Annotated in this window: 12 protein-coding genes; 5 read left to right on the top strand and 7 right to left on the bottom strand. The window is 59.0% G+C overall.

Going from position 1 to position 12,549, the window contains the following annotated elements; all coding sequences use genetic code 11:
• Nucleotides 1–9: 9 nt before the first annotated feature.
• Entirely contained in the window at nucleotides 10–822 is an 813-nt protein-coding gene (gene minD, locus UN63_RS02480; RefSeq protein ID WP_104485198.1) for a septum site-determining protein MinD, read from the top strand.
• A gap of 3 nt (nucleotides 823–825) precedes the next feature.
• Complete coding sequence (minE, locus tag UN63_RS02485) at nucleotides 826–1,134, top strand: cell division topological specificity factor MinE (RefSeq protein ID WP_104485199.1); 309 nt, start codon at nucleotides 826–828, stop codon at nucleotides 1,132–1,134.
• 41 nt (nucleotides 1,135–1,175) lie between these two features.
• On the opposite strand, the gene rnd is transcribed toward minE, so the two are convergent.
• The 4 genes from rnd to yoaA form a co-directional block, all read right to left on the bottom strand.
• Nucleotides 1,176–2,270: a ribonuclease D gene (gene rnd, locus UN63_RS02490; protein ID WP_104485200.1), complete on the bottom strand. Its 1,095-nt coding sequence runs from the start codon at nucleotides 2,268–2,270 to the stop codon at nucleotides 1,176–1,178.
• Nucleotides 2,271–2,323: 53 nt separating this feature from the next.
• Complete coding sequence (fadD, locus tag UN63_RS02495) at nucleotides 2,324–4,033, bottom strand: long-chain-fatty-acid--CoA ligase FadD (protein WP_104485201.1); 1,710 nt, start codon at nucleotides 4,031–4,033, stop codon at nucleotides 2,324–2,326.
• Between the two features lie 299 nt (nucleotides 4,034–4,332).
• Entirely contained in the window at nucleotides 4,333–5,022 is a 690-nt protein-coding gene (gene tsaB, locus UN63_RS02500) for a tRNA (adenosine(37)-N6)-threonylcarbamoyltransferase complex dimerization subunit type 1 TsaB (RefSeq protein WP_104485202.1), read from the bottom strand.
• A gap of 7 nt (nucleotides 5,023–5,029) precedes the next feature.
• The gene (gene yoaA / locus UN63_RS02505) at nucleotides 5,030–6,961 is read right to left on the bottom strand and encodes a DNA repair helicase YoaA (protein WP_181068151.1); all 1,932 of its coding nucleotides are present in this window, start codon (nucleotides 6,959–6,961) and stop codon (nucleotides 5,030–5,032) included.
• 153 nt (nucleotides 6,962–7,114) lie between these two features.
• Here yoaA and UN63_RS02510 point away from each other — a divergent pair, with 153 nt between their 5' ends.
• Complete coding sequence (locus UN63_RS02510) at nucleotides 7,115–7,270, top strand: hypothetical protein (protein WP_219821050.1); 156 nt, start codon at nucleotides 7,115–7,117, stop codon at nucleotides 7,268–7,270.
• Nucleotides 7,271–7,676: 406 nt separating this feature from the next.
• On the opposite strand, the gene UN63_RS02515 is transcribed toward UN63_RS02510, so the two are convergent.
• Entirely contained in the window at nucleotides 7,677–8,399 is a 723-nt protein-coding gene (locus UN63_RS02515) for a ZIP family metal transporter (protein ID WP_104485203.1), read from the bottom strand.
• Nucleotides 8,400–8,533: 134 nt separating this feature from the next.
• Between UN63_RS02515 and UN63_RS02520 the strand changes: the two genes are divergently transcribed.
• Nucleotides 8,534–9,268: a tRNA (adenine(22)-N(1))-methyltransferase gene (locus tag UN63_RS02520; RefSeq protein WP_104485204.1), complete on the top strand. Its 735-nt coding sequence runs from the start codon at nucleotides 8,534–8,536 to the stop codon at nucleotides 9,266–9,268.
• Between the two features lie 155 nt (nucleotides 9,269–9,423).
• Nucleotides 9,424–10,800 (top strand): 2-oxoadipate dioxygenase/decarboxylase HglS, encoded by a 1,377-nt coding sequence (gene hglS, locus UN63_RS02525; protein ID WP_104485205.1) that lies wholly within the window; start codon nucleotides 9,424–9,426, stop codon nucleotides 10,798–10,800.
• A gap of 223 nt (nucleotides 10,801–11,023) precedes the next feature.
• Here the strand turns inward: hglS and UN63_RS17025 are convergent, their stop codons facing one another.
• Nucleotides 11,024–11,167, bottom strand: a complete 144-nt coding sequence (locus UN63_RS17025; RefSeq protein WP_181068152.1) for a hypothetical protein — start codon at nucleotides 11,165–11,167, stop codon at nucleotides 11,024–11,026.
• A gap of 8 nt (nucleotides 11,168–11,175) precedes the next feature.
• A complete protein-coding gene (locus tag UN63_RS02530; RefSeq protein WP_104485206.1) occupies nucleotides 11,176–12,408 on the bottom strand; it encodes a porin family protein in 1,233 nt (410 codons plus the stop codon).
• Nucleotides 12,409–12,549: the final 141 nt, after the last annotated feature.

The following is a 12,549-nucleotide window of genomic DNA, read 5'->3' on the forward strand; positions in this document are numbered from 1 at the left end:
GAACACACTATGGCACGAATTATCGTCGTCACATCCGGGAAAGGAGGCGTGGGTAAAACCACCTCCAGTGCAGCCATCAGCACAGGTTTGGCCAGTCTTGGCCATAAAACCGTGGTGGTTGATTTTGATATCGGCTTACGCAACCTGGATCTGATCATGGGTTGCGAACGTCGCGTCGTATACGACTTTGTTAACGTGATTAACGGTGACGCTAACCTCACTCAAGCACTGATCCGAGATAAGCGAGTCGAACAACTCTATATTCTGCCCGCCTCCCAAACCCGGGACAAAGACGCCCTGACCCGGGAAGGGGTAGAAAAAATCCTCAACGATCTGGCCGACATGGGTTTCAAGTACATTATCTGCGACTCGCCCGCCGGCATCGAAACCGGGGCCCTGATGGCACTGTATTTTGCCGATGAAGCCATCGTCACCACCAACCCGGAAGTGTCCTCGGTTCGGGATTCCGACCGCATTCTGGGAATTCTTTCGTCCAAGTCCCGCCGGGCCGAAAAAGGCATGGAGCCCATCAGGGAACACCTGTTGCTGACTCGCTACTCTCCCGAGCGTGTCAGCCGTGGCGACATGCTGAGCGTACACGATGTGCAGGAAATACTGGCCATACCCCTGCTGGGCGTGATCCCCGAAGACCAGGCCGTGCTCAAGGCATCGAACGCCGGTGAGCCGGTGATCCTGGATGGCGAATCCGATGCCGCTCTGGCTTATGCCGACACCGTCGCCCGCCTGCTGGGCGAAGAACGCCCCTTCCGTTTCCTCGATGAAGAGAAGAAGGGATTTTTTAGCCGACTTTTTGGGAGTTAACCCATGTCTCTACTGGACTATTTTCGTTCAAAAAAGACCCAGAACAGCGCCAAGCTCGCCAAAGAGCGCCTACAGATCATTGTTGCCCACGAACGTAGCCAGCGAGATACCCCGGATTACCTGCCGCAAATGCAGCAGGATATTCTGGAGGTGATTCGTAAGTATGTGAAGATCGACATCGAGCATATCTCGGTACAGCTCGACCAGAAAGGCGACAATTTGTCGGTGCTGGAGCTCAACATCATGTTCCCCGATCACGACGACAAAGCCAATCCGGACGACAAGAAAGAAGAAGAACCGGTCGCACCGTAAAAGCCAGGGGCGAGCTTATTCGCCCCCTTTTATTCATCACATCACAGCTGTGATGTGAGCAGTTCTCCACGCCAGCCTTGCAACAGGGTAGGCGTCATGTCCTTACTTTCTTCCAGCCGCCACTTCCAGCTCAGATACTGATGGATCAATCGCTTGGACGCGATCAATTCCGCCGGGATTTCGGCCTGCTCTCCGGCAAGTTCCACTATGCCCTTGATCCGCTTGAGCTCCGCCTTGTAGCCCGGATAATCCACCAGCCGCTGCACCGGCTCCGGCCAGCTATCGGGGCCATCCAGCGCCTGCTGCACCAGCGCCAGCAAGGTGTCACCATGACGCTTTATTTCCATCGGCTCCAGTCCCAGACGGTTCAGATCGCCCAGACTCTGTGGCGCCCGCTCCGCCACGCGAAACAGATTAGCTTCCTTCACCACAAAGTTGACCGCCAGATCCCGACGGCGCGCCTCGGTCAACCGCCACTGACACAACCGCTGCAATATACCCAAGGCCTGACGGTCCAGGGTCCAGGCATTCTTGATATCCAGATAGGCCAGCTCGGGGGCCACACTCTCGCTGCGTCGCTTCACCGCCCGCTCGCATTCCTGCTCGAACCAGTCGGTCAGCCCCTTCTGCTGCAGCTGCTGCATCAGCTTTTGATACACAGGATAGAGATAAATCACATCGTCGGCCGCGTAGCTCAGCTGCGCGCTCGACAAGGGCCGGGCCAGCCAGTCGGTACGGGCGTGAGCCTTGTCCAGGCTCACGCCGAGCAACTTCTCGACCAGGGGCGCAAAACCCAGCTGGGTGCCATAACCGAGAAAGGCGGCGGCCAGCTGGGTATCGTGCAGCCGGGCCGGCAAGGCACCGCTCTGATGCTGGAACAGTTCCAGATCCTCTCCCCCCGCGTGTAGCACACACAGACGGGCCGGGTCGTGCAACAGGCGCCACAACGGCGACAGATCCGACACGGCGACCGGATCAATCAGCGCCGTGCGCTGACCGTCGAACAGCTGGTAAAGGCCCGGTTTGGCATAGAAGGTGCGGGTGCGAACAAATTCGGTATCCAGCGCCAGCAAGGTGGCGTCGGTGGTACAGAAGTCGGCTAGGGTCTGGTTATCGGTGATCAGTGTATAAGTCATGGGCGCTCTGAGTGGACGGCATAATAAAAACCCCGGTGGCTCGGGGTCTTGGCTCAGGAAGCGGGTTCTCGCAGCTCCCGGCGCAGTATTTTACCGACATTGGTTTTGGGCAATTCGTCGCGAAATTCTATCACCTTAGGCACCTTATAGGCAGTCAGATATTGGCGACAATGAACGAGCAGCGCTTTTTCGCCCAGGCTGGCGCCCGGCTTTTTCACCACCACCAGCTTGACGATTTCTCCGCTGGTCTTGTGAGCAACCCCCACCGCCCCCGCCTCCAGTACGTCCGGATGCTGCATGGCCACATCTTCGATTTCATTGGGGAACACATTGAAACCGGATACCAGTATCATGTCTTTCTTGCGATCCACAATTTTCAGAAAGCCCTGCCCGTCGATGGTGGCGATATCACCCGTGCGTAGCCAACCGTCATGAAAGGCATCGTCATCTTCGCCGGCCTGGCCCCAGTAGCCACTCATGACCTGGGGCCCCTTCACCTCCAACTCGCCGGGGGTATGAGTCAGATGAATTTCTGCGCCGTTATCGTCGACCAGTCGAACCTCGGTGGAGCACACCGGCAACCCGATGGATCCGTTATAACCGTCCATGTCATAGGGACAGACCGTCACCAGCGGAGAGCACTCGGTCAGGCCATAGCCCTCCAGCAAGCGGCTGCCGGTAATGGCCTGCCACTGCTCGGCCACCGCGCGCTGTACCGCCATGCCCCCGCCTATGGTCAGCTTCAGACTCTTGAAATCATGCCCCTGAAAATCCGTGTTGTTCACCAGCGCGTTGAACAGGGTGTTGACCCCTGTGATACAGCTGAAGTCATAGCCCTTGAGCTCACGCACGAAGCCCTTGATATCGCGCGGGTTGGTGATCAGCAGGTTGTGGGCGCCAATGCGGAAAAACAGCAGGCCGTTTACCGTCAGCGCAAACACATGATAGAGCGGCAGCGCGGTGACCACCTTTTCCTGCCCCTTGCTCAATACCGGACCATAAACGCCCAGGCACTGTTCCACATTGGCCAGCATATTACGGTGGCTGAGCATGGCCCCCTTGGAGCGCCCTGTAGTGCCGCCGGTATATTGCAAAAAGGCCAGGGTATCGCCATTCAGCTCCGGCCGGGTATAACGCAGACCACTGCCCTGGGCCATGGCCGTCTTGTAAGCAATGGCCGCCGGCAAGTGGTAATCGGGCACCAGCTTCTTGATATGCCTGACGACCACATTGACCATGGTGCCCTTCACCAACCCCAGATGATCACCCATGCGGGTCAGGATCACCTGCTTCACCGGTGTCTCTTCAAGCACCTCGGTCAGGGTATGGGCAAAATTTTCCACGATGACGATGGTGCTCGTCCCGGCGTCACTCAGCTGATGTTTCAGCTCGCGGGCGGTATAGAGCGGGTTGACGTTCACCACCACCAGGCCGGCGCGCAGGGCGCCGAACAGGCAGACCGGGTATTGCAGAAGATTAGGCATCATCAGCGCGATGCGCTCACCCGGTGCCAGTTTGAGCCCCTGTTGCAGATAGGCGGCAAAATCCCGGGACAGCCGGTCCAGATCCCGATACGTGAGCGTCTTGCCGAAGTTGCTGTAGGCCGGCAAATCGGCAAACTCACTCACGCCATGTTCAAACATCTCCAGCAGCGAGGTAAATTTATCGGCATCGATATCGGCGGGTACGTCCGCCGGATAACGATTCAGCCAGGGCTTGTCGGAAAAGGGCGTCGGCTGCTGGCCGGACAGGATGTGTTCCATTTCAGTCTCCTGGGACAGAACGGGAAAGCAGTATACCCGTTGCATTATCACGTCTTTATTAAAGCATTTACTCTAAAAACTATCCGCATGGGTCGATGAATGCAACAAGGTATTGACATAGGTGCGATAACCGTATCGTCAACGTCGTCGATTATGCCACAACCGCAAACAGCGCCGGTTGTTTCGCCGGCGGCGCTGGCGATACTGCAGGCTGCGGTGATAAGGCCGCTGGGGATAGAACAGGGGGGAATCCGAGTCCTCCCACTGCCTGATTGAAAAAATCTTCACTGCAGCTCCTGTCAGCGACCCGGCAGTTTCTGCCAGGTCACCTTGTCCCGCAGATAGACAGGGCGCGCATCGGCCGCGGCAACACCCATTCCGGTCCGCCATAACTCCACGGCCTTGGGTAACAGATCACGGGCCTCGGGAAAGGGCACCGCCTCACATCGTCCTTCTACCCGACTCATGAGTTCAGCATAGGTGACAAAGCCCGAGCCCACACCCAACTGCCAGCTATCTGTGCCCGCCTCTGTGGTATCCAGAAAGTGCTCCGGCGCCAGTACCCGCTCTTCAATGGTGCCGACCATGAGCCCCTGTTCCAGCCGGTAGGCCCCAACATAGATTTCGCCCATGCGGGCATCGATGGCCGCCAGCACCCGCTCGCCCCCGCAGGCGCGATGGGCACCCTGAGCCAGCGCCTGCAGGTTGGATACGCCCAGTAGCGGCAAGTCGGCACCATATGCCAGCCCCTGCGCCACGCCCAGGGTGATACGCACGCCGGTAAAAGAGCCAGGGCCCCGACCAAAGGCCAGCCCATCGAGCTGATTCAGGGTCAATTCGCCTTCAGCCAACAGCTCGGCCACCATCGGCAGGATCAAGTCCGTATGGCCTCGAGGCGCCACCTGATAACGGCTCAACAGCTCGCCGTTCTGCCAAAGGGCGGCAGAGCAGGCCTCTGTGGCGGTGTCGATGGCCAGTATTCGGGTCATGTGTTCATTACTCCAGGGTTGATAAAAATTCCGCCACCTGCTGCAGACTACGGGTACGTGGCATGGCTGGCAGGCTATTGATAAAGTCGGCGCCGTAAGTCCGGTTGACCAGACGGCCGTCGGTGATCACCAGCACACCCTTGTCCTGTACATCCCGGATCAGACGCCCCACCCCCTGCTTGAGGGTAATGATGGCCTTGGGCAACTGCACCCGGGCAAAGCCATCTTCTCCCCGGCGGCGACAATCTTCGAGCCGGGCGCTCAGTAGCGGGTCGTCCGGGGCACTGAACGGCAGCTTGTCGATCACCACACATTGCAGGGCGTTGCCGCGCACGTCTATGCCTTCCCAGAAACTGCTGGTGGCCACCAGCACAGCCCGGCCGTCCTGACTGAAACGCTCCAGCAGCCGCACCTTATTGTCTTCACCCTGTACCAGCACGGTGCGATCCAGCCGGATACGCAGCACCTCGGCGACCTCGTTCATCACCTTGTAACTGGTACAGAGAAAAAAGCTGCCGCCGGGAACCGCATCCAGGGTGTCGGCCAGGCTTTCGGCCAGCCAGCGGCCACGACCGGCGGCGTTGGTTTCCGGCAGGTAACGGGGCACGCACAAACGGGACTGGCGAGAGTAATCAAAAGGGCTGTCCAATTGCAAGGTACGACACTTTGACAGCCCGAGATCGGCGCAAAAGTGCGCAAAACTGTCCCCTACCGCCAGGGTGGCGGAGGTAAAGACCCAGCTCACGGCATCTTTGGCCAGCTCTACCGAGAAGCGTTCGGCTACCGACAGCGGGGTTTTGTGAAAGCTGATATGCAGCCGCGAGCAGTCGAACCAGTAGGAATAACCGTCTTCTTCGACCCTCGTGACCGAGTCCAGCTGGGTACGCAGCCCCACCAGACGCTCGAAACAGTGATCGAGCTGCTCGCCCCGCCCCAGCGCCAGCTTGAGCACCTCGTAACTGAATGCCAGGCTCTCGTTCAGTCGAACCAGCGCCTGCGCCACTTCGGATCGGGCCAGCATGGGCCGCAGCTGCCCCCGGCTACTGTCATGACCGAAGGCCAGCCGCAAGTCCTGAGCATGACACTCCAGCTGATCCGCTGCCTTGCCCAGCTGGGCCATGTCTTTGGCTTCCACTTTTTGCGCCAGCCGCAGATCCCGCGCCAGCTCAAGCACCAGGCGGCTGGACTGACTCTGACCGAAATACTGGCCGGCAATTTCCGGCAACTGATGGGCCTCATCCAGTATGTAGGCGTCGGCGTCGGGGATCAGCTGGCCAAATCCGGTGTCGCGAACCGCCATGTCGGCGAAGAACAGGTGGTGATTCACCACCACTATCTGCGCCTCCATCGCCCGATTACGGGCCTTGACCAGATAGCAGTCCTGATAATGACTACAGTCACGGCCCAGGCAGTTGTCGTTGGTACTGGTGACCAGCGGCAACACCTCGCTGCGCTCGGCAAGACCCGGAATATCGCCGATGTCACCGCTGTGGGTCATGGGCACGAAACGCCGCACCCGCTGCAAGTCGGCCAGTCCCTCAGCCGACAGCGTTGGCACGCTCTCGTTCAGCAGCCCCAGCCGCTCCTGACAGATGTAGTTGGCCCGGCCCTTCAGCAGGGCCACCGGATGATGATAATTCATCGCCTTGACCAAGGTCGGCAAGTCGCGATGAAACAACTGCTCCTGCAGGTTGCGCGAGCCGGTGCTGAGCACCACCTTCTTGCCCGCCGCCAGCACCGGCGCCAGATAGGCATAGGTTTTTCCGGTACCTGTGCCTGCCTCTACCACCAGCGGTATCTTGTCATCCAGCGCCTGGCCTACCGCCGTCGCCATCTCTACCTGAGCTGCACGAGGTTTAAAGCCGTCGATAGCCCTGGCCAGCGGCCCTTGTTCGGTGAAGAGCTCGGTAAAAAGCGTGCTGCTGTCGTCTTGATCCAAGGCTGGCAAGTCTCGTATGTGAAAAGGGCATGATAACAAAAGCGGTTGCGACACGGCAGCCGACTATTCTGTTTTTAGCACTTCGTTTTCAACATGGTCGTGCGACACTAGATAGAGGCCCGCCTGCGCCGTTTTCGCCAGCACGACGAACAGGTGCTGATCGACCAGCACAAGGTGTATGACGACGAGGCGGCCGTGATCCAGACCGACCGTCAGGCGCGGACCGAGCTGGAAACCCTGTTTGAAGCCGACCTGTTAGAACAGCCGCCCAAGGCGCTGAACCCAGAGGAAAAATCGGAGCCAGGTTAATACCAATCCGGCTTTGTTATGTCGTCGTCCAAGAGGTAATACCAATTCCAGGTCGTGGGGGCCGTTCTCTGTTGCCTCTTCTGGAGCACTTAGTGGCACACAGACGGCGCAAACAGGCCACGCCAGAGCAGTCAGGAGGACAAAGGGATCTGCTCATCCGACTATCACATGACAGGGCCAGCAAAAGTTCCTGCAATGCTGGCACTCCCGCCCTCCATAGCGGTCGGATGTCATGTGCTGAGCGCAGAGGGGGCGAGCTTGTCTCGCCGTGACGAATAGTTTCAGCCTGACCGAACATCCAGTGAATGTTCGCAGTGGGCTGAAACTGTGAGTGTCATTCGCATTGAGCGGGTCGGTGGAGCGGGCCCTTTGTCCGATGCGTACGGTGCAATAAGCCAATTTCCCATCACGCATGTGTTGTCAGCATGTGTCCGATAATGCCCAGCACGAAACCCAGTACCGCTCCCATCGGCGGGGCCCAGTGTTTTTCCAGCACCGCCTGCGGGGCTATGTCCTGAAACACCGAATAGAGGATGCCGCCGGCGGCGAACAGCATGATACCGGCCACCAGCGTCGGTGAGTCCGCCAGCCAGATATAACCGGACAGTCCCGCAACTGGTCCCAGCAAGGCCATCATCGCGAACAGGGTGATAATCTTGCGACCACTGTAACGAGACGTTGCGCCGAGCTCCCTGTAGGCATTAAACCCTTCCGGCATATTCTGCAACGCCATCAAACCGGCCAGTAACAGGGCGCTGCCTGTTCCTCCCAGCGCCAGGGCCGCCCCCAGCGCCAGCGATTCCGGAATAAAGTCCGACAGCATGGCCGCCAGCTGACTGGCCGGGGTATTGAGCTTGTACAGCAACACATCCAGCGCCATGAACGTCAGGCCGCCGCCACAGAAGCACAAGGCAACCGTCGTCATATCGAGATGAGAGGCGCCCTCCGGTACCAGCACCAGCGCCACCGCCGACAGCAGAGCCCCGCCGCCGAAGGCGACCACCGAATGGCGAAATTCGTTTTCCAGCCAGTCCGGATGAATATGCTCCTTGCAGCCGACCAGGGCCCCGAGCGGCATGGCCATGCCCGCCACCAGCGTCAGCCCCAGTATCATCATGACTTCAAACATAAACGCTCCCATATGAATCTGTTGTTATCCCGACCTTGTTATCATACCTCCGTCGGGATTGCCATGAGCACGGCCAATACGCAAGGCCAGCCGACGCTGATATACTGCGCCGCTTTGTACCGCAGGCGCTCATCATGAAAATCGGCAAACGACTCCAGCACATCGAAGCCATGGTCACCACAGGCTATACCCACATCTGGGATTGTTGCTGTGATCACGGTTTATTGGGCGCCTCTTTATTGTCCCGTCTGGCTGCGCCCTTTATTCACTTCGTCGATATCGTGCCCGAGCTGATGGTCGAGCTGGAAATCCGGTTGCGCCGCTTTTACCCCGCGATGGCCTCACAGTCATCGGCATCGGCATCGCCCTCACCTGCTTTGTCGGCATGGCAGGTCCATTGTATCGACGTGGCTAGCCTTCCCCTGTCCCGACACGATGGCAAGCAGCTGGTGATCATCGCCGGTGTGGGTGGCGACTTGATGGTGCAACTTGTAAGCGCCATTCATGGGGCCAATCCGGATGCCGACATCGACTTTCTGCTGTGTCCTGTCCATCATCAGTTCACCTTGCGGCAGCAACTGATCCGGCTGAATTTTCATCTGCAACAAGAGCGGCTGCTGGAAGAAAACCGGCGCTTCTACGAACTGTTGCTGGTCTCGACCCGGATCGACGACATGAAAGATCAGAGCAGGGTGAGTGCCGTCGGCGAACAGATCTGGCAAGCCCACAGCCCGGAGCAGGCCGATACCGCCTCCCGGTACCTGAGCAAAACACTCGGCCATTATCAACGAGTGCAACGGGGCCGGGAAACCGACGTTCAGCACATCATAGAGGCATACAGAGCTGTCACCGTTCAGCAACGATACTGAGCGGACTCGGCCCTCCCGACCACAAGCCCGGACCATAAACCCGGCCATGCATTCCAATATGGAATGCATTCGCGAGCAGTCGCCGTTTGTCATCACTCCTGATGTGGTATTAAGGTTGGGTATCACCATCTCATTGGTCAAAGGACATCAGCATCATGGCGCACGACTCTTTTTTGCACGCGGACGATATCCGCACCCTGTTTTCCGAATCCATGTCTCACATGTACCAGCAGGAAGTGCCCCAGTACGGCACCCTGATGCAGCTGGTGGCCGAGGTAAACGACCAGGTGCTGGCCGCCGAGCCGCCGATGCAACAGCAATTGCAGGAAAACGGTGAGCTGGACCGACTGAGTCTGGAACGCCATGGGGCCATTCGGGTGGGTACCGCCGCCGAGCTCAACATGCTGCGCCGGGTCTTCGCCATCATGGGCATGTACCCGGTCAGCTATTACGACTTGTCCGAAGCCGGGGTGCCGGTGCATTCCACCGCCTTTCGCCCCACCGATGAAGCCTCGCTGCGGCGCAATCCATTCCGTATTTTCACCTCGTTGCTGCGCCTGGAGCTGATTGAAGATGATGCCCTTCGGGCTCGCGCGGCCGAAATACTGGCCGGGCGCGATATCTTTACCGCCCAAGCCAGGTTACTGGTCGCCCAGGCCGAAGCTCAGGATGGCCTGACCGAAGAACAGGCCCGCCACTTCGTGGCCGAGGTGCTGGAGACCTTCCGCTGGCACCAGGGGGCCACCGTCAGCCTGGCCAATTACCAGGCCCTGCAGGACGCCCACCGGCTCATCGCCGACGTGGTCTGCTTCCGCGGCCCCCATATCAACCACCTGACGCCGAGAACCCTGGACATCGACAGCGTGCAGCAGCAAATGCCTGCCGTGGGCATCAACCCCAAGGCGCTGATCGAAGGCCCACCCCGCCGTCGCTGCCCCATACTGCTGCGCCAGACCAGCTTTACCGCACTGGAGGAGCCGGTTCGCTTTGCCGGCGAGCAGACCGGCACCCATACCGCTCGCTTTGGTGAAATCGAACAGCGCGGCATGGCGCTCACGCCCAAGGGCCGCGCCCTCTACGACGAGCTGCTCAATCGCTCGCGCCAGGCGCCGGCCGAGATCGATAACGAGGCCCATCAGCGCCAGCTGGCGGAGGTTTTCGCCGACTTTCCGGACGATGAAGACAGCCTGCGCGCACAGCAGCTGGGCTATTTCCGCTATGGCCTGACCGAGGCCGGGCGCCAGCAGGCAAAGGGTGGGGAAAGCGCCAGCCATGAGCATGAGCTGGATACACTTATCGAGGCCGGTCTGGTAAAGGCCACCCCCATCATCTATGAAGACTTTCTGCCGGTCAGCGCCGCCGGTATCTTCCAGTCCAACCTGGGGGGCAACCAGCATCAGGCCTATGCCCAGAATGCCAATCAGGCCGCCTTCGAGCTGGCTCTGGGTTGCCCGGTGCAGGACGAGTTCGCCCTCTACACCAAACTACAGGACGACTCCATCCAGCAGGTACGTGAGGCGCTCGGCGCCTGATTATAATCCCATTTAATATCTGGGGCGGAGTTCCAGAGGCAACACCGAGTTGCCCGAAGACAGCACCAACAGGCGACACCTACGCATAAAGAAGAACAAAGGGATCTGCTCCGTCCGACCCTCCGCGCCAGGGATGGCGCGGTGGAGCCCCCATGGAAGGGTTTACGGCGAGTCGGCGGAGCGGGCCCTTTGTTCGGCGTTGGCGAGTGCTGGAAACCAACCTTTACCTTTGGTACAGGTAAGCCCCGTCGGCGCCAGTCAGCAGACCCGGCCCTTCGGGTATTTCCCGTTCGCTGTGGTATTGAACCGGGGTCCCGCTACAACCGCCGAGCAACAGCAGTATCACCAGCATGATGCTTATCTTCATCTCAACTCCTAAAACTTGATCCGGGCACCGGCAATCAACGCATCCGCATCGTCCAGATTGTCTCCCGCCCGCTCCAGATCGTAGTTGCGATAGCCCACATAAAGCTCGGTCGCCCAGCTGTCGATATTCTGCACCATCTGTACCCCGACGGACTTGGCCTTGTCACTTCTCACCTGAGCATGATTGGCCACATGGTAGTCGGCAGAAAATGCGGTTTTACCGGCGTCAAACCACCGGTTCTGATACCCCAGCTTGCCGTAGACAAAGTTGGGGTCCTGAGCACCACTGTCCCGCTCCCCCGCAGCCAGGGTGACACTCACCCCGCTGTTATGCAGGAAGGAAGCCGAGCCGTTCACCTGGCCGTCATTACTTTGCTGATCCGAATAGGCCACGGCGGCGGCCACAGTACCCTGACCATGCTCGGCGGCATAGGTCAGCGCCGTATCCCAGGCACTGTCTTCCACCGCACTGGCCGCCAGTTTCACACCGGCCACACTCGGGGTATCGTAGCGCAGACGGTTTTTCCGGCTCAGACCGTCCAGGTTGATAAAGACGTCACCCACTCGGGTCGTGCTCAGGTTACCGGCGCCATTGCGAAACTTGATACCGCCGGCAATATCGGCAGTAGAGGAATAACCGACCAGAGCGGTACCGGACAAGTCCATTTCGGAGCTGTCTTCACTGGCGGTCCAGCCTTTACCCATCCACAGCTTGCCGAGCCGGTCGTGATCGAAATACACCTCCAGCCGGCGGTCGGAAATACTGTCGCCACTCACCGCTTCGTTATCCTGGCTGACATTGAAAGATGAATTGGACTCCAGCTGTACCTCGATGGCGGTCCCCACGGTCAGCTCGGGGCTGACATCCCCTTCACCAATCACCCGTAACCGGGTAGAGGAACTGTCGTTATCAACATGGTAGAGATCGGTTTCCTTGCCGTCATCCACCACCAGCAGGGCCCTATTCACATGACCGGACACCGAGACCCTTATCTTGTCATTGCCCGAGCTGATGACTGCCGGTGCTTTGTGCGTACTCATGGTCTCGGCCTTTGTTTCCGCCGCCAGGGCCCGTGCTTCGGCATTCTGTGTTTTGGTTTCAAGCTGACTGACCCGCTCAAGCAAGGTGCCGAGCTGGCGTTTGAGCTGATCCAGTTCCTGTGCATCGGTCAGGGCCAATGCGGGCCCGCTGGCCATGGCGCAGACAATGGCCGTGGCCAGTAGTGTTTTTTGATGGGTCATGATGACTCTCCTCTCGCTTCACTGCATTCCTGGATACAGAACCATCACCCGATGGGTGAGGCGCCGTGTTTTCAAGGCGTTGAACGGGGCAGTAAGTAGCAGAGTGACTCGTCCTTTCGAAGTGATGTCTCCTCCCTGAGT

The sequence above is a fragment of the Oceanisphaera arctica genome, from assembly GCF_002936955.1.
In the GTDB taxonomy this organism is placed as follows: Bacteria; Pseudomonadota; Gammaproteobacteria; order Enterobacterales; family Aeromonadaceae; genus Oceanimonas; species Oceanimonas arctica.

Excerpts from the sequence above, each read along its gene's own strand:
- minD (WP_104485198.1), top strand. The coding sequence starts at position 10 with ATGGCACGAATTATCGTCGTCACATCCGGGAAAGGAGGCGTGGGTAAA.
- minE (WP_104485199.1), top strand. The coding sequence starts at position 826 with ATGTCTCTACTGGACTATTTTCGTTCAAAAAAGACCCAGAACAGCGCC.
- rnd (WP_104485200.1), bottom strand. The coding sequence starts at position 2,270 with ATGACTTATACACTGATCACCGATAACCAGACCCTAGCCGACTTCTGT.
- fadD (WP_104485201.1), bottom strand. The coding sequence starts at position 4,033 with ATGGAACACATCCTGTCCGGCCAGCAGCCGACGCCCTTTTCCGACAAG.
- tsaB (WP_104485202.1), bottom strand. The coding sequence starts at position 5,022 with ATGACCCGAATACTGGCCATCGACACCGCCACAGAGGCCTGCTCTGCC.
- UN63_RS02515 (WP_104485203.1), bottom strand. The coding sequence starts at position 8,399 with ATGTTTGAAGTCATGATGATACTGGGGCTGACGCTGGTGGCGGGCATG.
- UN63_RS02520 (WP_104485204.1), top strand. The coding sequence starts at position 8,534 with ATGAAAATCGGCAAACGACTCCAGCACATCGAAGCCATGGTCACCACA.
- hglS (WP_104485205.1), top strand. The coding sequence starts at position 9,424 with ATGGCGCACGACTCTTTTTTGCACGCGGACGATATCCGCACCCTGTTT.
- UN63_RS17025 (WP_181068152.1), bottom strand. The coding sequence starts at position 11,167 with ATGAAGATAAGCATCATGCTGGTGATACTGCTGTTGCTCGGCGGTTGT.
- UN63_RS02530 (WP_104485206.1), bottom strand. The coding sequence starts at position 12,408 with ATGACCCATCAAAAAACACTACTGGCCACGGCCATTGTCTGCGCCATG.